This is a genomic window from Desulfovibrio sp. (assembly GCF_018379785.1).
Lineage (GTDB): Bacteria > Desulfobacterota > Desulfovibrionia > Desulfovibrionales > Desulfovibrionaceae > Desulfovibrio.
On record NZ_JAGZUV010000019.1, the window covers coordinates 1 to 15,628 of the forward strand.

The 15,628-nt window shown below is 60.9% G+C and carries 18 protein-coding genes; 13 read left to right on the plus strand and 5 right to left on the minus strand.

Annotation, left to right across the window (positions count from 1 at the left end):
- Positions 1–478: 478 nt before the first annotated feature.
- Entirely contained in the window at positions 479–907 is a 429-nt protein-coding gene (locus tag KH208_RS05645) for a TOBE domain-containing protein (RefSeq protein ID WP_291434587.1), read from the plus strand.
- Positions 908–1,043: 136 nt separating this feature from the next.
- On the plus strand, positions 1,044–1,610 hold the full coding sequence (locus KH208_RS05650; protein WP_062251519.1) for a nitroreductase: 567 nt from the start codon (positions 1,044–1,046) through the stop codon (positions 1,608–1,610).
- A 404-nt stretch (positions 1,611–2,014) separates the two neighbouring features.
- On the opposite strand, the gene KH208_RS05655 is transcribed toward KH208_RS05650, so the two are convergent.
- Both KH208_RS05655 and KH208_RS05660 read right to left on the minus strand, forming a co-directional pair.
- The gene (locus tag KH208_RS05655) at positions 2,015–2,344 is read right to left on the minus strand and encodes a CGGC domain-containing protein (RefSeq protein WP_291434588.1); all 330 of its coding nucleotides are present in this window, start codon (positions 2,342–2,344) and stop codon (positions 2,015–2,017) included.
- Positions 2,345–2,638: 294 nt separating this feature from the next.
- Positions 2,639–4,606 (minus strand): molybdopterin biosynthesis protein, encoded by a 1,968-nt coding sequence (locus KH208_RS05660; RefSeq protein ID WP_291434590.1) that lies wholly within the window; start codon positions 4,604–4,606, stop codon positions 2,639–2,641.
- A 185-nt stretch (positions 4,607–4,791) separates the two neighbouring features.
- On the opposite strand from KH208_RS05660, the gene KH208_RS05665 reads away from it, so the two are divergent.
- The 11 genes from KH208_RS05665 to KH208_RS05715 all read left to right on the plus strand — a co-directional run bounded on the left by KH208_RS05665 (position 4,792) and on the right by KH208_RS05715 (position 12,944).
- Positions 4,792–5,043, plus strand: a complete 252-nt coding sequence (locus tag KH208_RS05665) for a type II toxin-antitoxin system RelE/ParE family toxin (protein ID WP_291434592.1) — start codon at positions 4,792–4,794, stop codon at positions 5,041–5,043.
- Positions 5,036–5,206, plus strand: a complete 171-nt coding sequence (locus tag KH208_RS05670) for a hypothetical protein (protein WP_291434593.1) — start codon at positions 5,036–5,038, stop codon at positions 5,204–5,206. Before KH208_RS05665 ends, KH208_RS05670 begins: the two co-directional genes overlap by 8 nt.
- Before the next feature lie 425 nt (positions 5,207–5,631).
- Positions 5,632–6,003, plus strand: coding sequence for a helix-turn-helix transcriptional regulator (locus KH208_RS05675; RefSeq protein ID WP_291434595.1), 372 nt, complete (start codon positions 5,632–5,634; stop codon positions 6,001–6,003).
- 24 nt (positions 6,004–6,027) lie between these two features.
- The gene (locus tag KH208_RS05680) at positions 6,028–6,396 is read left to right on the plus strand and encodes a helix-turn-helix transcriptional regulator (RefSeq protein ID WP_291434597.1); all 369 of its coding nucleotides are present in this window, start codon (positions 6,028–6,030) and stop codon (positions 6,394–6,396) included.
- Between the two features lie 474 nt (positions 6,397–6,870).
- On the plus strand, positions 6,871–7,668 hold the full coding sequence (locus KH208_RS05685; RefSeq protein WP_291434599.1) for an aldolase/citrate lyase family protein: 798 nt from the start codon (positions 6,871–6,873) through the stop codon (positions 7,666–7,668).
- The gene (locus tag KH208_RS05690) at positions 7,665–8,579 is read left to right on the plus strand and encodes an NAD(P)-dependent oxidoreductase (RefSeq protein WP_291434601.1); all 915 of its coding nucleotides are present in this window, start codon (positions 7,665–7,667) and stop codon (positions 8,577–8,579) included. The genes KH208_RS05685 and KH208_RS05690 overlap by 4 nt, the downstream gene beginning before the upstream one ends.
- Positions 8,580–8,669: 90 nt before the next feature.
- The gene (locus tag KH208_RS05695) at positions 8,670–9,440 is read left to right on the plus strand and encodes a 3-deoxy-manno-octulosonate cytidylyltransferase (protein ID WP_291434602.1); all 771 of its coding nucleotides are present in this window, start codon (positions 8,670–8,672) and stop codon (positions 9,438–9,440) included.
- Positions 9,441–10,166 (plus strand): DapH/DapD/GlmU-related protein, encoded by a 726-nt coding sequence (locus KH208_RS05700; protein ID WP_291434603.1) that lies wholly within the window; start codon positions 9,441–9,443, stop codon positions 10,164–10,166.
- 234 nt (positions 10,167–10,400) lie between these two features.
- The gene (locus tag KH208_RS05705; RefSeq protein WP_291434604.1) at positions 10,401–11,036 is read left to right on the plus strand and encodes an HAD family hydrolase; all 636 of its coding nucleotides are present in this window, start codon (positions 10,401–10,403) and stop codon (positions 11,034–11,036) included.
- 242 nt (positions 11,037–11,278) lie between these two features.
- Complete coding sequence (locus tag KH208_RS05710; protein ID WP_291434605.1) at positions 11,279–12,283, plus strand: hypothetical protein; 1,005 nt, start codon at positions 11,279–11,281, stop codon at positions 12,281–12,283.
- Between the two features lie 241 nt (positions 12,284–12,524).
- Positions 12,525–12,944 (plus strand): hypothetical protein, encoded by a 420-nt coding sequence (locus KH208_RS05715; protein ID WP_291434607.1) that lies wholly within the window; start codon positions 12,525–12,527, stop codon positions 12,942–12,944.
- 174 nt (positions 12,945–13,118) lie between these two features.
- Here KH208_RS05715 and truA read toward each other — a convergent pair whose 3' ends face one another.
- From truA to fliJ, 3 genes are read right to left on the minus strand one after another with little or no spacing between them, the layout of a single operon-like run.
- Positions 13,119–13,892, minus strand: a complete 774-nt coding sequence (truA, locus tag KH208_RS05720) for a tRNA pseudouridine(38-40) synthase TruA (RefSeq protein WP_291434609.1) — start codon at positions 13,890–13,892, stop codon at positions 13,119–13,121.
- The gene (locus tag KH208_RS05725) at positions 13,892–15,184 is read right to left on the minus strand and encodes a hypothetical protein (RefSeq protein WP_291434611.1); all 1,293 of its coding nucleotides are present in this window, start codon (positions 15,182–15,184) and stop codon (positions 13,892–13,894) included. The genes truA and KH208_RS05725 overlap by 1 nt, the downstream gene beginning before the upstream one ends.
- Positions 15,141–15,578: a flagellar export protein FliJ gene (gene fliJ / locus KH208_RS05730; protein WP_291434613.1), complete on the minus strand. Its 438-nt coding sequence runs from the start codon at positions 15,576–15,578 to the stop codon at positions 15,141–15,143. Before fliJ ends, KH208_RS05725 begins: the two co-directional genes overlap by 44 nt.
- Positions 15,579–15,628: the final 50 nt, after the last annotated feature.

The following is a 15,628-nucleotide window of genomic DNA, read 5'->3' on the forward strand; positions in this document are numbered from 1 at the left end:
GGTCCGGGGGAGGTTGGGATTTTTCCGCCTCGCTGGAAAACAAAATCCGACGCGTCGGCTGAAGACAAGACTGAGCGTGGTTTTTCAAACGCCCCGGCCTGCCCCAATCACGCCGGGATGCAACATCCGGCCTCCATCCGGATGCCAAAAGGCGGAGCTCCCCCTCCGCCTTTTTGTGTGCCCGGAGTGTTTGTTATAAAAAATAGTTGGGGGTCGCCGGCCCTTAATCGGCGGAGGCAAAAGCGTGAGAATGATCACGCTTTTTGTTAAAATCGTGATTTTAAATAGGCTCAGGGAGTTAGCGGCGCACGGGGGGTGGAATGACTCCGCGGCAAGGCAGGATGAACGCCGGAAAGCGTGACAGGCTGGACCGCTACCCTGAATGCGTTTATATGATCAGGTATTCAATAATGACATTGCGGCGGCGGAAAACCGTCGCCATAGTTGCGGACCTCGCGCCGCGGCAAGGAGAAAAAGTATGAAAACCAGCGCAAGAAATGTTTTTCACGGCAAAGTTGTTGCGGTCCGTTCCGGTGCGGTCAATGATGAAGTGGAGCTGAGCGTCGAGGGCGGCCAGACCATTGTGGCCTCCATCACCCAGGCCAGCACCAAAAAACTGGGCCTCAAGCCCGGCGTGGAAGCCATGGCCCTGATCAAGGCCAGCTTTGTCCTGCTGATGAACGACGCCGAGGACTATCTGCTCTCCACCCGCAACCAGTTCAACGGCACGGTGGCCAAGGTCACCCCCGGCGCGGTCAATGCCGAAGTGCTGGTGGACCTGCCCGGCGGCGCGGGCATCACTTCCATCGTGACCATGGGCAGCGTGGACAAGCTCCAGCTGGCTCCGGGCAAAAAAGTCACGGCCATCGTCAAGGCCATGCACGTCATCCTGGCCGTGTCCAAGTAAGGCGCGGAGCGGCATTTTTTCGCCAACACGTTTTCCATCAATCGGGGCGCGCCGCTGTGCGGCGCGCCCCTTTGTCTTTGGTGCGGAGTGGAGGTATGCTTGGCGCGTGTCATTTTTATTCGCAAGGAGAAACAATATGAACATTCTGGAATGCATCAGAACACGCCGCAGCATACGCACATATACGGACAGGCACATCGAGGAGGAGACCCTGCGCGAACTTCTGACGCTGGGCGTCAAGGCGGCCACAGGCTCCAACGAGCAGCCATGGGGATTCGCGGTCATTCAGGACAGGGAGGAAATCCGTTTCCTTTCCGAGACGGCCAGGGCCTGGCTTTTGGAAAATCTCGACGCCTACCCCTATTTTGAGCAATACAGGGAGTGGCTGGACAAACCTTCCTACAGCGTGTTCAACCACGCCGATACCTTGTTGCTTATTTACGGCGATACGGCCTCCCACTGGTATGTCTACGACTGCACCCTGTGCGCGGCCAATATTATGCTGGCCGCGCACAGCATGGGCATCGGCTCCTGCTGGCTGGGCTTCGGCGAGCATGTTCTGGATACGCCCGAATTCAAGCGGGCCCACAACGTGCCGGGGTCCTACTCCCTGGTCTGTCCCATGAGTCTGGGCTACAGCAAAGGAAAGCTGCCGCCGTCGGAGCGGAGAGACCCCCTGGTATTTTCCTGGCAAAAGGCTTGAACGGGTTTCCCGGACGGATAAAAAAGAGGGAGCGGCGTCCGGACATGCGATCCGGCCGCCGCTCCTGTTTTCATCCACAGTATTTTGCGTTTGGAATGTTGCACAGTTCAAACGCTACGCCGCCCGCGCGCTGCGCAAGCGGCAGCCGTTGGCGAGTTTTCGGGCGTCGCTTTAGCTGTAGCCGCAAGCGGCGTACAGATAAGGACAGCACTGCCACAGATGCCGACAGCAACGCTAAAACGCGGCTTACCGTTGCTGTCGGTTCCCGTATGGCTCCGCTGCCGCCGATGGGGACAGCCCGCTGGGCGGCCTTCGGTCGCTTCGGCTGAATCCACGCTGCTTCGCGGCGGGCGGCTCGGTCTGCTCGCCGCCTCGTATTTCAACTTTTTCAAAGTTGAAATACTCTAATGGGTGTATTCCAGCACCGGAAAATCGTCGCCCAGCTTGCGGCGAATGGCCGCCAGCATCATGTCCCGGTTGGGGCAGGGGAAGCCGATGGGATTGCCCTTGGTGATACAGGAGGCCAGGGCAATGGCCTCGGCGCCCCGGTCGCGGAGCATCTGGGCGCGCAGCACGGCGCGCTTGCCGGGACAGCCCCCGCAGGAAATGAAGCCCACCACTTCGCAGGCCCCCAGAGCTTCAAACGAGCCCTTGCCTTTGGCGGCCGTGACGAAGTCCGTGGTTCCGGGACAGTAATCCTCTGTCTGCTGGCAACGGATAATGCCGATTTTCATTGCATGTCCTCCTGATATCTGGTGCGGGCCAGAACGTATTGCCATACCACTGAACACCTTGTTTTAAGTGGTAAGATCGCCACGCTGAAACAACGTTTTCGGCTTGTTCGCGGCGGCCTTGCCGCCGCACCGGGCTCGCGCCCGGCGATGAGTACCGTGGAAGGCTTAAGCCCTCCACGGTACTATGCCCTTTACGGCGTCGCGGCAAGCCAATGCTGTTTTGCCGTGGAACCGTGGAACCTGGGGGCGATGCGGGCCGCCTGAACACTGCTCACCGCCCGGGCACATAGCGTTCTATTCCCCCAGCCGGACGCCGGGCCGCATGATCCGGCCGGTGAGCCGGGTTTCATAGCCGCCCAGATTTTCCAGGCGGGCCTTGAAGGCATCGGTCAGCAGCATGTCGCGCACGGCCAGAATGCGCGGATCTTCCCAGAAACGTTCGGGAACCGCCAGGTCATAGCGCTCGCGCGCCAGGGGCACGAAATCCAGGCCCAGAGCCCGCGCAGCCGCGAAAATGCCCATGCCGCAGTCCGCCGCGCCGGTCAGCACGTTGACGGCCACGGCCATATGGGTGCTTTCCTCCTTGGCGTAGCCGTCCACGTCCGGCGGCTTGAGGCCCGCGCGCCGCAGATGCCAGTCAAAGAGAATGCGCGTGCCCGCGCCGCGCTGGCGGTTGATGTAGCGCAGGCCCCGGCCCTTGAGATCCTCCACGCCCTGGATGCCCTTGGGATTGCCCGCCGGGACGATCAGGCCCTGCCGGCGGATGGCCAGATTGAGCAGGATGATTCTGCCTTCGGGATAATACTTGCGCAGAAAGGCGAAATTGAAGTCGCCGGTATCTTCTTCCAGCAGATGCATGCCCGCCATATGGCAGACATTCTTTTTCAGGGCCGTGATGCCGCCCATGCTGCCCACGTGCGCGGAAATCAGGCGGAAGGCGTGCGGCAGGCCCATGAGTTCGTCGGCCAGGAGGTCCAGCACGTTGTCGTGGCTGCCCACGCAGATCAGATTGTCATGGAGCCGGGCGGGCGGCACGGAAAGCCGAGCCCGCACCAGGCTGCCTTCGGCCGCGCCCTCGGCCTCGGCCGGGATGCGCATGACCGCCTGGGCGCGCGTCACGGTGCTGATGTTGCCCGCGCCCCGGTTGAGCGGGATGCCCACGGCCTTTTCCCCCACCCGGCCCACGGACAGATGCACGAATTCTTCCAGCCCGAGACGGGAGGGCAGGCTGCGGGTCAGCTCCACCTCGATTTCAGGCCGGGCGGGCAGGGGCCGGTGGGCCAGCAGGCAGATGGCCGGGGTGATCAGTTCCTCGAAACAGATCAGGCTGCTCACCGGATAGCCCGGTGCGCCGAACACGGGCCGCCCCCGGCAGATGGCCGCCAGCGAGGGCTTGCCGGGCATGGCCGCGATGCCGTGGACCAGAATTTCCCCTTCGCTTTCCAGGATGGAGCGGGTGTAGTCCTTGCTGCCCGCCGAGGAACCGGCGCAGAAGATGACCACGTGCGCGCCCGCGTCCAGGCTGTCCCGCAGGGCCGCGCGCAATTGCTCCGGCTGGTCCGGCACGGGTTTGACGCGCTCCACCCGGCAGCCCAGCTCGCGGGCCAGGGCCGCCAGCACCTGGGAGTTGGATTCCACCACCTGCCCCCGGCCCGGATCGGGCCGTTGTTCGAAATCCAGCACCTCGTCGCCGGTGGGGATGATGCGCACCAGCACCCGCTCCCATACCGGCACCTCCCAGATGCCGCCGGAGAGCAGGGCCCCCACGTCGCAGGGCCGGATCAGGTGGTTGCGCGGAAAGAGCAGTTCCGTAGCCACAATGTCCTCGCCGATGCGGCGCACATGCTGCCAGGGGAAAGCCGGGGCCTCGATGCTCACGCCGCCCTTGCCGTCCACGGCAACGTGCTCGATCATGATCACGGCGTCGCAGTCCGCGGGCAAGGGATGGCCGGTATTGACCGCGAAACAGCTTTCGCCCTCACGCAGCAACACGGGCTCGCCCTCGCGCGCCGCAAAGGTGTCGGCCGCGCGCACGGCGTAGCCGTCCATGGCCGCCGCATGGCAGGTGGGCGAGGAGTAGCGGGCGTGCACGGCCTCGTACAGCACCCGGCCCACGGCCTCCTGGGCCGGGCAGAGCGTTTTGCCCGGCGCGGGCGCGCGGGCGTCGCCCCGCGCTGTGGATCGGGCCAGGGCGTCCAGCACTTTGGCCACTGCCTCGGGCAGGGGCAGGGTTTTCAGATAGACATTGCGTTTGAAAGACATGGGCTTCTCCTGGGGCCGATGGCGCCAATTGCGCCAACTGCGCGGATAAACGTGTTCCCGGCCAGCATAGCCGCTTTGCGGGCAAAGGGAAAGAAGGGCGGGCTTTGGCGGGGCCGCGCGGCGGCGATCATGAAAAAACGCCGGCCGGATAGGGGAGCAAGGGGAGCCGCCGTTGAGTCTTGGGCATGGGGCTTTTTAAAAAGCGCCTGGCCCTACCGGGAAAAGGGAAACGTGGAAGTGCGCGAACATTGATCGCCACCAACAGAACAAACAGATGGGTATTCATTTTTGGTTTTGAAAAAAATGAAAAAGAAAATCTTACCCTGGCGGAACGTTCGTATCTGCAAATGCTTGCTCAGGATTTGCTAGAGTATGCAGATTCAGATTTAGATACCGCCATCATCGAGAGAAAAATGCAGGAGGTACATCATGCCTGAACGTAGTCGTATTTTAGAGGAAGTCTATGAAACTGCGAACGATCTGCATTCGGCAGGAATCATGAACAAGCGTCGTTTGCAGACATATGAAGCTATCTATCAAGCCCTTCAAGTCCCCCAATATACGAGCGAACAAGTCAAAGAGTTGCGTAGAAGTTTGTAAGTAAGCCAGAGCGTTCTTACCATCTACAATGCTGGTACTGCGACAGTCAGCGTATGGGAGGCGGGTACGAAGAATCCGGAGGCCCTTCGTGTAACCTTTTAGACATGCTCGATCTTTTTTAAATATTATTTTATTTCAATTGGTTATGTTGTTATTGGCGATGAAAAAGAGGCTTCTTAAATGGTGCAACTAGGTATATCCGAAGGCTTTATAACCAGTTTATAGATATATTTTTATATTGTTTATTGAAATTTTTTGAGCTATATTTTCTACTTAGATAAATATCTATTTAAAATTATTAAATTTTACTATTTTATGTAATAGTAATAAGTACTATTAAATTAAAATTTATATACTATTATATCATTCATATTTTTATGTAATAATCTGATTCTATTGACGATTTTTTGTGCTATAAACATAAGATGAATCAGTCAGAAAAGTACATAAGCCGGTGTATTCTGCTTGGAAAGCGACTACGGATGTACAGAGAGCGTGCGGGGCTTACTATCGCCCAACTCGCCGAGCTGGCTGATGTGGCACCGACTACACTTGCTGAGATTGAACGGGGAAACGGAAACCCTCGATACGATACGTTATGTGGTTTGTCCGCTGGATTAGGTCTGCCTATCACAGCTCTCGTTCAACACGAGGACATGATGATGCGGGATATATATCTTGAATCCGCGAAAGAGCTATTAATCTTGATCAATGAATTGACAGATGCAGAACGTCAAAAACTGAATCAACTTGTTTTTATCTTCCAAAGAATCAATTCATGGAAAGAGAAAGAGTAACCCTAATATGCCAGCGTAAGTTCGATGGTTAAAAATAGTTATAAAGAACCAGAAGAGTTGTTACGCATTGGAGAGCGTATAAAGTATTTTCGGAAGCAGGCCGATTTGACGCTTGCTGAACTGTCGCGATTATCCGGTGTACCGGCAAATACAATATCTAGCATTGAACATGGCCGCGAAAATCCTTCTTATTCTCGGATTTTCGCTATATCTAAGGGGTTAGGTTTGCCTGTTTCTCTAGTAGTGCAAATTGACGATGGCCCTCTACAAGAAATAATAGAAGAGTCATCGAAAGAATTTATTAGATTTTTGAAGGATGCTACAGACGAAGAAATACTAAAATACCAGCGGATGACTTTTATATTACAGCGTCTTTCAAAATGGAAAGAATAGGGGCCTACTTATAAAATATTCCCCTAGACTCAGAGAACGCCCCCACTTGCGAAAAGTGGGGGCGTTCTTCTTGCCGGGAGAAGAGAACCTTTGGTCCCGACTGTGGGGCGAACTGTGGCGACCGCTTCGGGGGTGTCATTTCTGCGGGCTGCGCCTCTGGGCCTTCACGACCTGGCTACGGCCTTCCCGTCTGTGCCGCGCGATCTTTTTCACTGCGAGGTGCGCTACTCAAGTATGTGAGCAGCAAAAACGCGCCGATAACGCCGCCCGTGCGGAAAAGGCGGATTTTGTAACTAACCGCAACGGTACAGGAAGGCTGACGCGAGAGTGTTTTTCCTTTTCACTCCGGACGCAAGAAATACTCATCCTGTTCATTTGATTCTCTGCCTCCGGCGGAGATATTGCGCCCCGGACGGCCAAGCGCTATGCTGCATCGTTCCGCAACCTCAACCCCCGGCGGCAAGCCGTTTTCATATGACCGTACATGACATCCGCGCCCTGCTGGCCCGCGACAAGCCCACCGTGGGCACCTGGCTGCAACTGCCCTCCACGGACGTGGCCGAGCTCATGGCCCGCGCCGGGTATGATTGGGTGGCTGTGGACATGGAGCACGGCTCCTTCGGCCGCACCGGCCTGCCGGACATCTTCCGGGCCATTGAGTGCGGCGGGGCCGCGCCCTTCGCCCGTCTGCCCGAAGCTGCTAAAAGCCAGATCAAGTCCGCGCTGGAAGCCGGAGCCCAGGGCCTGATCTTTCCCATGATCGAAAGCCGCGAACAGCTCGACCGGGCCATTGACTGGTCCGTGTATCCCGGCCAGGACAGTTGGCGCGCGGCGGGCGAAACAGCGGCGGAATACCGGGGCGTGGGCTATTGCCGGGCCAACGTCTTCGGCAAGGATTTTGAGAACTACCGGCAAGAACGCGCGCCCGAACTCTTTCTGGTGGCCCAGATCGAGCACATCCGGGCCGTGGACAATCTGGACGCCATCCTGACCCATCCCCGTCTGGACGCCATCATGGTGGGCCCCTACGACCTTTCGGGCAGCATGGGCCTGACCGCGCAATTCGACCATCCGGACTTCCAGGCGGCCATGGCGCGCATTCAGGCTGCCTGCCGCAAGCACAAGGCGCGCATGGGTCTGCACATCGTGCAGCCCGATCCGGCGGAACTGGCCCGGCAGGTGGCGGCGGGCAGCCGCTTCATCGCCTACGGCATTGATTCGGTATTCTTATGGCACGGGGCCGAGCGCCCCGGCGTGGAGAACCAGCTGTGAAAATCACTGTTTTCGGCGGCTCCGGCTTTCTGGGCTCGCATATCTGCGACAAACTTTCCGAGGCCGGGCACGCGGTGACCATTGTGGACCTGCATCCCTCGCCCTGGCTGCGCCCGGACCAGACCATGCTGACGGGCAATATTCTGGACGAGGAGACCGTGCGCCGGGGCGTGGAAGGCGCGGACATGGTCTTCAACTACGCGGGCATCGCGGACATCGGCGAGGCCAATAACCGCCCGGTGGACACGGCGCGCATCAACGTGCTGGGCAACGTGATGATCCTGGAGGCCTGCCGCAAGGAAGCGGTCAAACGCTACGTTTTTGCCTCGTCCCTCTATGTCTACGGCAAGTCCGGCGGCTTTTACCGTTGCAGCAAGCAGGCCTGCGAGATTTATATCGAAAACTATCAGGCCATGCACAAGCTGCCGTACACCATATTGCGCTACGGCTCGCTCTACGGCCCGCGCGCGGACAAGCGCAACGCCATTCATCGCTTTGTCCACGAAGCCCTGACCACGGGTGCCATCACCTATTACGGCGCGCCCACGGCCCTGCGCGAATACGTGCACGTGGACGACGCCTCCACGGCCACCCTGGCGGTGCTGGCCCCGGAATTCGAGAACCAGAACATCATCATTTCAGGCAACCAGCCCATGCGGGTGGGGGATCTGTTCAAGATGATCGGCGAAATGCTCGGCAAGGAGCTGGCCATCAACTATCAGAACGATCCCAACAGCGGCCATTACCAGGTCACGCCCTACGCCTTCATGCCCAAGGTGGGCCGCAAGCTGGTGCCGCCGCTCACCGTGGACCTGGGGCAGGGCATATTGCGGGTCATGGAAGAGGAGCACAGGGAGCTGCATACGGAATTGCAGGCCGAAGGGGGCTATCTGGTCCCCACGGATGACTGAGGCTGCGCCTGACGCCGCGCGCACAGCAAAGCATTCCAGTCTCTCAAAGCCGGAATGCGTTATCGCCATCTTTTCAAGGAGAAGGATACAATGAACATCATCGCCATCATCCCGGCGCGCATGGGCTCCAGCCGCTATCCCGGCAAGCCGCTGGCCCTGATCCACAACGTGCCCATGGTGGGCCATGTGACCTTCCGCACGGCCATGAGCAAGGTTCTGTCCGATACCTATGTGGCCACCTGCGACACCATCATTGAGGATTACTGCAAGAATGCGGGCCTCAAATGCGTGATGACCGGCGACCACCACGTGCGCTGCTCCACGCGCACCGCCGAGGCCCTGCTCAAGATCGAAGAGGCCACGGGCAAGAAGGCCGACATCGTGGTCATGGTCCAGGGCGACGAACCCATGGTCCGGCCCGAAATGATCGACGCCGCCGTGCGGCCCATGCTGGACGACCCGTCCATCAATGTGGTCAACCTCATGGCCGAGATGGACACTCTGGAAGAATTCGAGGATCCCAACGAGGTCAAGGTGGTGGTGGACCGCTTCAACGACGCCCTGTATTTCTCGCGCGAGCCGATCCCCTCCCGCAAAAAGGGCTCGGACAAGGTGCCCATGCGCAAGCAGGTCTGCATTATTCCCTTCCGGCGCGATTATCTGCTCCGCTTTAATGAAATGGAGGAAAGCCCGCTGGAAATCTACGAATCCGTGGATATGATGCGCATTCTGGAATACGGCGAAAAAGTGCGCATGGTGCCCACGGACTGCCGCACCTGGAGCGTGGACACGCCCGAGGATCTGGCGCGCGTGGCCCGGCTCATGGAAGGCGACGACCTGATGCGGGAGTACAGCAAGTAAATGGCGCGGCCCGCTTCGCCCGTCACGCCTCCGGGCGCGCCGGGTTCTTCCGATTCCTCCGGGGCTTCCGGTTCTTGCGGTTCTTGTGGTGCGTGCGGCCCGGGCAGCACGGGCGGTCCAAGCGGCCCGGGTCACGTCGGCAGGCCGTCCGTTCAATCCCGTCTGGGGGCCGCCCTGGAAGAGTTCTGGATCGCGCTCTTTGCCTGGGTGCCCACGCCTCTGGGGCTGGCCCTGCGCCTGCTGGCCTGGCGCTGGCTGTTCGCGGCCTGCGGTTCGGTGCGTTTCGGCACGGGGCTGACCCTGGCCGGGTGCCGCAACATGCGCCTGGGACGGGGCGTGCGCTTGGGCCGGGGCTGTTTCGTGACCGCCGGGGGCGGCAGCCTGACGCTGGGCGAGAATGTGGCCGTGTCGCCCTGCGCGCATTTGGGGGCCGACAACGGCAGCATCGAGATCGGCGCGCAGACGGCCATCGGGCCTGGTACGGTGATCCGCGCGGCCAACCACCGTTTCCGGCGCCAGGATCTGCCCATCATGCGCCAGGGCCACCAGCCGGGCCAGGTGATTATTGAAGACGACGTCTGGATCGGGGCCAACTGCGTGATCACGCCCGACGTGCGCATTGGGCGCGGGGCCGTGGTGGGCGCGGGCGCGGTGGTGACGCGCAATGTGGCTCCCTTTTCCATTGTGGCCGGGGTGCCGGCCAAGGTTATCGGCCGCCGGGGCTAGAGAGTGCCGCCACGGCTGTCTTTTCGGTTATCTCCGCGTCAAACTTCACCCGTTTTTCCAGTCGAGTACCATTGGAGTACACTCCTTCAAAGCGGGTTCGTTTCCCTTGAGATAACTCGAAAATCCATTCCGTGACAGCACGCTCCATGTTGTTGATACTGTGCCTTTGATCCGTTCCGCCATTCAATCCCGGCTGAACCGAGATAACGCATTTTTATTTTTCAAGGAAAGCGTATGCCTTTGCAATGTCTGGTTTTTGACTGCGACGGAGTGATATTGGACAGCGTGCCGGTCAAGACGCGGGCCTTTGCCCGGCTGGCCGAGCCTTTCGGCCCGGAAGCGCGGGACCGCTTCGTCATGTACCATACGGTGCACGGCGGGGTCAGCCGTTACAAGAAGTTCGAGTGGTTCTTCCGCGAAGTGCTGGGCCGCGAGATCAGTGAGGAGGAATCCGTCCAGTGGGGTCGCCGCTTCGCGGAGTATGCCCTGGACGAAGTGCGCCGCTGCCCGCTGATTCCCGGCGTGCGGGACGTGCTGGAAAGCTGGCACGGCAGACTGCCGCTCTATGTCTGCTCCGGCGCGCCGGAAGAGGAGCTGCGCCTTGTGCTGCATGAGCGGCGGCTGGAAGGCTATTTTACCGGTATTCACGGTTCGCCGCCCGCCAAGGCCCAATTGCTGGCCGAAATCGTGCGCAGCGCCGGGGTGGAGCCCGAAAACGCCCTGATGGTGGGCGACGCCGTGACGGACCGCGACGCGGCGGAACAGGTGGGCACCTTGTTCTACGGGGTCGGGCAGGAGCTCAAGGGCGGCCCCTTCCCTTGGGGCGAGGATCTCACCGGGCTCAATGACTGGATCAGGGCCAGAGTCTGATCTGAAAAATGAGAGCATTTCAACGTTGAAACGTGTGGCGTTTCAAAGGTCATCTGCTCCGGACGCGCAAAACCCGTAGGGCGTTGCGGCGGCGCAGCCGCCCTGAGTCAGCGGAAACCGCGTTTTTTTGTTGATGATCCCGAGAAAATTGCGAGCATACCTATATGCCTTGCTTGTTCTGTACGCATTCCCGCCTCGCCGCCGGAACGACCCGGCGGAGAGGCACAACTTGGTTTATTCCCATGAAAAAAACACTTTTTTTGTTCTGCTGCCTGTGCCTGACCTTTGCTCTGGCGGCCTGCGGTTCTGACGACGACCAGAAAAGCGGCACGGCCGCCGGACAAAGCGCGCCCGCCTCACCTGACGCCGTGCCGTCGTCGCCGGGGACTGCCGCTTCCGCTTCCTCCGTTGTCCCCGCGCCCGTATCCCGGCCTCCGGCCACGCCTGAGGAAAAGAAGCAGGCCGACAGGATGGTGGCCTTTTACAATACCGCCGCCGGGGTGCTGACCGGCGGCTGGTACGGCCAGCCCGACGCGTTGCTGACCAATGTGCGCGCCTATCTGGAAGACTGGCGGCTCGCGCCCCGGCCCGCCGTACGCGGCGCGCGCGGCGAAGCGGCCAAAGGCCTCGCGCCCGCCAAGGGGCTCTTTCCGGCTGAAGTGGAAGCGCGTCTGGCCCAATGGGTCACGGACATGGACAAGGCCCTGGACGCCATGCTGGCGGATTACAAGGCCCTGGAAAAATACGTGCGCGACGACAGCATCCGGGATGACGGAGCCCGGGGAAAAAAGCTGGCGGCAAGCCTGGGCGCGGCACACGCTACTTTTATGGCCGCCCGCGACAGTTATCTGGAGGTTGTGGAGGCCCGGGCCGCACAGGCCGAGGACGTGCTGCTGCGCGATCATCCGCTTCAGCGGCAGATTGTGGCGGCTGAAAAGATTTTTTCCCTTTTCCGCAAGGCTGCCGGATTGCTCGGCCCGGAAAAGCCGGATAAGGAAGCCCTGGAGCAACTGCGTCAGGAGCTGGAATCCGCCATTGCACTTGCCGGGCGGCCGCCTTTCCCGGCTTCGCCGGAACTGGAACGGATTTACCGGGCCTTTCTCAAGGAAGCCGCGCTCTTTCCCCAGGGACTCGCGCGCGGTCTCGCGGAAGGCTTTTACAGCCCGTTGCGACATGATCTGAATAGTATCGCCGGTCGCAGCCGTGAGGCGTATAACGCCTTTGCGCGGGCGGTCAATCAGTCGTAGCGCAAAATATTTTTGCACCGCTCCGGCTCTCCTTTTCCGGAAAGCGGACCATTTCATCCCGGCAACTGTCAACACGCTGACAGTTGCCGGGATTTTTATATCTAACCTATGAATAAATAAGATAAAAACATGCTTGGCAAGCTGTTTGCAAAAAGGAGAAGGGAAAAGCTTTGCGTGTCCGGCCAGGTCCGGCAATTCAAGTGCGCCGCGTGCGCCGATTTCGTCAAGTTCGGAGGTCAGCATGTTTTTTTTGCTGGGAGGCAATGACAAAAAAGCCCGCAAGGCTGAGAAACAGACGCGGACGTCCGATGCCACCGCCCGCGTGCGCGATGTCTTTCTGGCCGGACGTTTCCCCGTGGTGACCACCCATCAGGTGGAGGGCCGCCGCATTGCCAAGGTGCTGGGCTTGGTCTGCTGCCGGGGCTATGACTCGGAAGAGGCCTTTTTCGGCATGGCGTGCCGGGCCATGAACAAGGGGGCCCAGGCCATTGTGGGCTATAATGAAAATGTGGCCTTCCATCCTGACGGCAGCAAATATTTCTCCTGCTTCGGCACGGCCGTGATGTTTGAATACGATCCGGCGGACCCGGATTCCCTGCCGCTCATGCTCCAGCAGAAATTCAGGGAGCGGGAGCAGCAGCCCAACAGCGACATGATTTAAGAACCTGAAATAAAGCTCTTTTTGTCCTTATCCCGACGCGGGCGGAGGATAAAAATCCTCAGTGCGCGGCAGGGCGCCAATGTTAAAAAGCCGTCGGTAATCGACGGCTTTTTAGGGTCAGCACGGAAAAAGCAGCTTTGCGGCAGGTGGTTTTATGAGGGCTGACCCTATGTTTCAGGCATATTCCACGCTGGCCAGCGCCAGCCCTCCGGCCGGGGCCGTGACCGAGGGCAGGGCCCGGCGGTCGCGGGCCGCCAGCAGGCCAGGCACGTTTTCAGGCCGGATTTTGCCCTGGCCGCAGGCCGCCAGCAACCCCGCCATATTGCGCACCATCTGCTTGAGAAAGCCGTTGGCCGTGACGGTCAGGCGCAGCCGGGGCGCGTGCGGAGGATAGAATTCACAGGGCGGAGGAATGTCCAGCGCGGCCTGAAAAACGGTACGCGTGGTGCTTTCCATGTCCGTGCCCGCGTTTTGCAGCCCGGCGAAATCGTGCTCGCCCAGCAGATGGGGCAGGGCCGCGCGCATGGCTTCCACATCCAGCGGGCCGCAGCTCCAGACAAAGGGAGCCAGCTGCGGCGGCACAAAAGCGCGCTCCTGCCAGAACTGGTACACATAGGTTTTGCGCAGGGCGTCCTTGCGGGCGTGAAAATCCGCCGCCACGGGCTCGGCCGCCAGAACGCGGATTTCCGGCGGCAGCAGGGCATTGAGGCTGCGCTGCCAGCGCAGCCCGGCCCTGGCATCGGGCACGTCGCAATGGGCCACCTGGCCGTGGGCATGCACGCCCGCGTCGGTGCGGCCCGAGCCGTGCACCCGTACCGGCGCGCCGGCCAGCACGCGCAGGGCGGCTTCCAGCTCGCCCTGAATAGTGGGCGGCGGCGACGGCTTTTCCTGGATCTGCCAGCCGCTGTAGCCGGTGCCCAGATAGGCCAGCAACAGTTTCAGGCGCATCAGTCCGGCAGCCTCATGCGGGTGATCAGTTCCGTGAACTTGGCGGTCTTGACCGGATTGGTATAGGTCAGGATTTCACCGGACTGCTTGGGAGCCATGCCCGACAGAATCCGGATGGCCACGCGCTCGTCCATGCTTTCCAGCGCCTTGGCCGCCGTCCGGGGCTTCATGTTGGCGTACATCTGGATCAGATTGCGGATTTTTTTGTCTTCCAGGCCTTTGGCTTCGCGGATCATGTCCTTCATCTTCTGCTCGGCGTCCTGCAAATCTTTCAGACGCTGGTCCATCTGCTGCCGGAGCATGAGGATGTCCTGCTGCTGGCGGGCCAGATCCTGGGCCTTATCGTTGGGATCGCCGGGGGGAGCGGTGGTCGTCACGCGGGGCGCGGGCGGCGGCAGGGTGGCGGGCTGTTCGTTTTGCGGCAGCGAAGGCAGGGCCGAGGACGCTCCGGCGCCGCGCGGAGGCAGGGGCGCGCCGTCGGTTCCCTGGCCGCGCGGAATATCGGCCGGAATGTCCGGCGCGCCGGGCATGGTCACGGGCGCGGTCTGTTCCGCCGGGGCAAAGGGAGACGACGCGGCCGGGGCCTGGGGCACGGGCATGTCCAGCGCGGCGGCGTGCGCGGCCTGAACGCTGCCGAGCCCTGGAATGGGCAGGCTTTTCAGGCCCAGCATGTCCAGAAGGCCGTCGTCGTGGCCGGATTGCCTGACCGGGGCGGCGACCAGGGATGCGGGATTTTCGGCTGGAGCCGGAGTGCCCGCCTCGGCCACGGGAGCGCCGAGAGGCGCGGGAGCGGGCAGGCTGGGCGGCGTGAAGGCGGCGCTGTCCGTGCCGGGGGCGCTGTGGGCTTGGGTCGTCACCAGCGGTGCGGGAAGCGCGGATTCCGTGCCCGCCTGCCGCGCGTGCCGACGCGGCTTCGCGGCGGCGGCCAGTTGCGCGGCGGCGGAACCCTGCGGCATATCGCCGCCGGGCAGGGGAGCCGTCTGAAGGTCTTGTGTGGAGGATGCGGCCGCCGGGGCGCTTTCCTGCGGGTTTTCCCCGGAATCCGGGCCATGCGGTGCCGTGGTCGCCGGGCTGACCGAGGCGACGGGGACGTCTTCCCGCGTGGTTTTCCGCGTGATTTCCCGCATAGCTGGCCGCGCCGTGTCGTCCGGCGCGCCGCCGAGCCAGGCGGGTAGGGGCACGTCCAGCATGAGCATGCCCAGAATGGCAAGTTTGATAAAGCAAAGTACCGCCAGCCAGCGAAAGAGCCTAGAAAGACGGAGCCTTGTAGCGGAGGGTCGCGATTTCGTCATTGAAGCGTTGCTCCTTCAACTGTTCTTCGCGGGCATGATAGTGTTTCTGCCGTTCCTTGAGTTTTTCCAGCAGCTTTTTGTCTATGGCTCGGGCCGCCAGCAGATTTCTGGCTTCCTCCACCATCTGGGCCAGCATGCGCGCCTGGAGGGAAGCGGCGGCCACGTCGCCGCGCAGGCCCTTGACGTATTGTTCCAGCAGCCAACGTTCACCGGCTTCCATAAGAGCTTCGTTGCAGAGGCGGTCCCGGGCGCCCCGGAGTTCGGCCTGGAGCGCGTCCAGGCGGTCCCGGGCCTCCTGGAAGCGGCGCTGCGCCGTGGCCAGGCGCACTTTGGCCTCTTCTTCCAGCTGCTCCCGGTAGTCGAGCACTTTCTGCATTTTGAAGCGAAACGGCATGCAAACTCCGCCTTGTTTTTGACGCCTGTCCCGAACCGCCAAGGGGAATT

What these genes read in the sequence shown, in the direction of transcription:
- KH208_RS05685 (WP_291434599.1), top strand. Translation starts at nt 6,871, where the DNA reads ATGACCGTACATGACATCCGCGCCCTGCTGGCCCGCGACAAGCCCACC.
- KH208_RS05725 (WP_291434611.1), bottom strand. Translation starts at nt 15,184, where the DNA reads ATGACGAAATCGCGACCCTCCGCTACAAGGCTCCGTCTTTCTAGGCTC.
- KH208_RS05675 (WP_291434595.1), top strand. Translation starts at nt 5,632, where the DNA reads ATGAATCAGTCAGAAAAGTACATAAGCCGGTGTATTCTGCTTGGAAAG.
- KH208_RS05670 (WP_291434593.1), top strand. Translation starts at nt 5,036, where the DNA reads ATGCCTGAACGTAGTCGTATTTTAGAGGAAGTCTATGAAACTGCGAAC.
- KH208_RS05645 (WP_291434587.1), top strand. Translation starts at nt 479, where the DNA reads ATGAAAACCAGCGCAAGAAATGTTTTTCACGGCAAAGTTGTTGCGGTC.
- KH208_RS05680 (WP_291434597.1), top strand. Translation starts at nt 6,028, where the DNA reads ATGGTTAAAAATAGTTATAAAGAACCAGAAGAGTTGTTACGCATTGGA.
- fliJ (WP_291434613.1), bottom strand. Translation starts at nt 15,578, where the DNA reads ATGCCGTTTCGCTTCAAAATGCAGAAAGTGCTCGACTACCGGGAGCAG.
- KH208_RS05695 (WP_291434602.1), top strand. Translation starts at nt 8,670, where the DNA reads ATGAACATCATCGCCATCATCCCGGCGCGCATGGGCTCCAGCCGCTAT.
- KH208_RS05650 (WP_062251519.1), top strand. Translation starts at nt 1,044, where the DNA reads ATGAACATTCTGGAATGCATCAGAACACGCCGCAGCATACGCACATAT.
- KH208_RS05665 (WP_291434592.1), top strand. Translation starts at nt 4,792, where the DNA reads ATGGGGCTTTTTAAAAAGCGCCTGGCCCTACCGGGAAAAGGGAAACGT.
- KH208_RS05655 (WP_291434588.1), bottom strand. Translation starts at nt 2,344, where the DNA reads ATGAAAATCGGCATTATCCGTTGCCAGCAGACAGAGGATTACTGTCCC.
- KH208_RS05715 (WP_291434607.1), top strand. Translation starts at nt 12,525, where the DNA reads ATGTTTTTTTTGCTGGGAGGCAATGACAAAAAAGCCCGCAAGGCTGAG.
- KH208_RS05710 (WP_291434605.1), top strand. Translation starts at nt 11,279, where the DNA reads ATGAAAAAAACACTTTTTTTGTTCTGCTGCCTGTGCCTGACCTTTGCT.
- truA (WP_291434609.1), bottom strand. Translation starts at nt 13,892, where the DNA reads ATGCGCCTGAAACTGTTGCTGGCCTATCTGGGCACCGGCTACAGCGGC.
- KH208_RS05660 (WP_291434590.1), bottom strand. Translation starts at nt 4,606, where the DNA reads ATGTCTTTCAAACGCAATGTCTATCTGAAAACCCTGCCCCTGCCCGAG.
- KH208_RS05705 (WP_291434604.1), top strand. Translation starts at nt 10,401, where the DNA reads ATGCCTTTGCAATGTCTGGTTTTTGACTGCGACGGAGTGATATTGGAC.
- KH208_RS05700 (WP_291434603.1), top strand. Translation starts at nt 9,441, where the DNA reads ATGGCGCGGCCCGCTTCGCCCGTCACGCCTCCGGGCGCGCCGGGTTCT.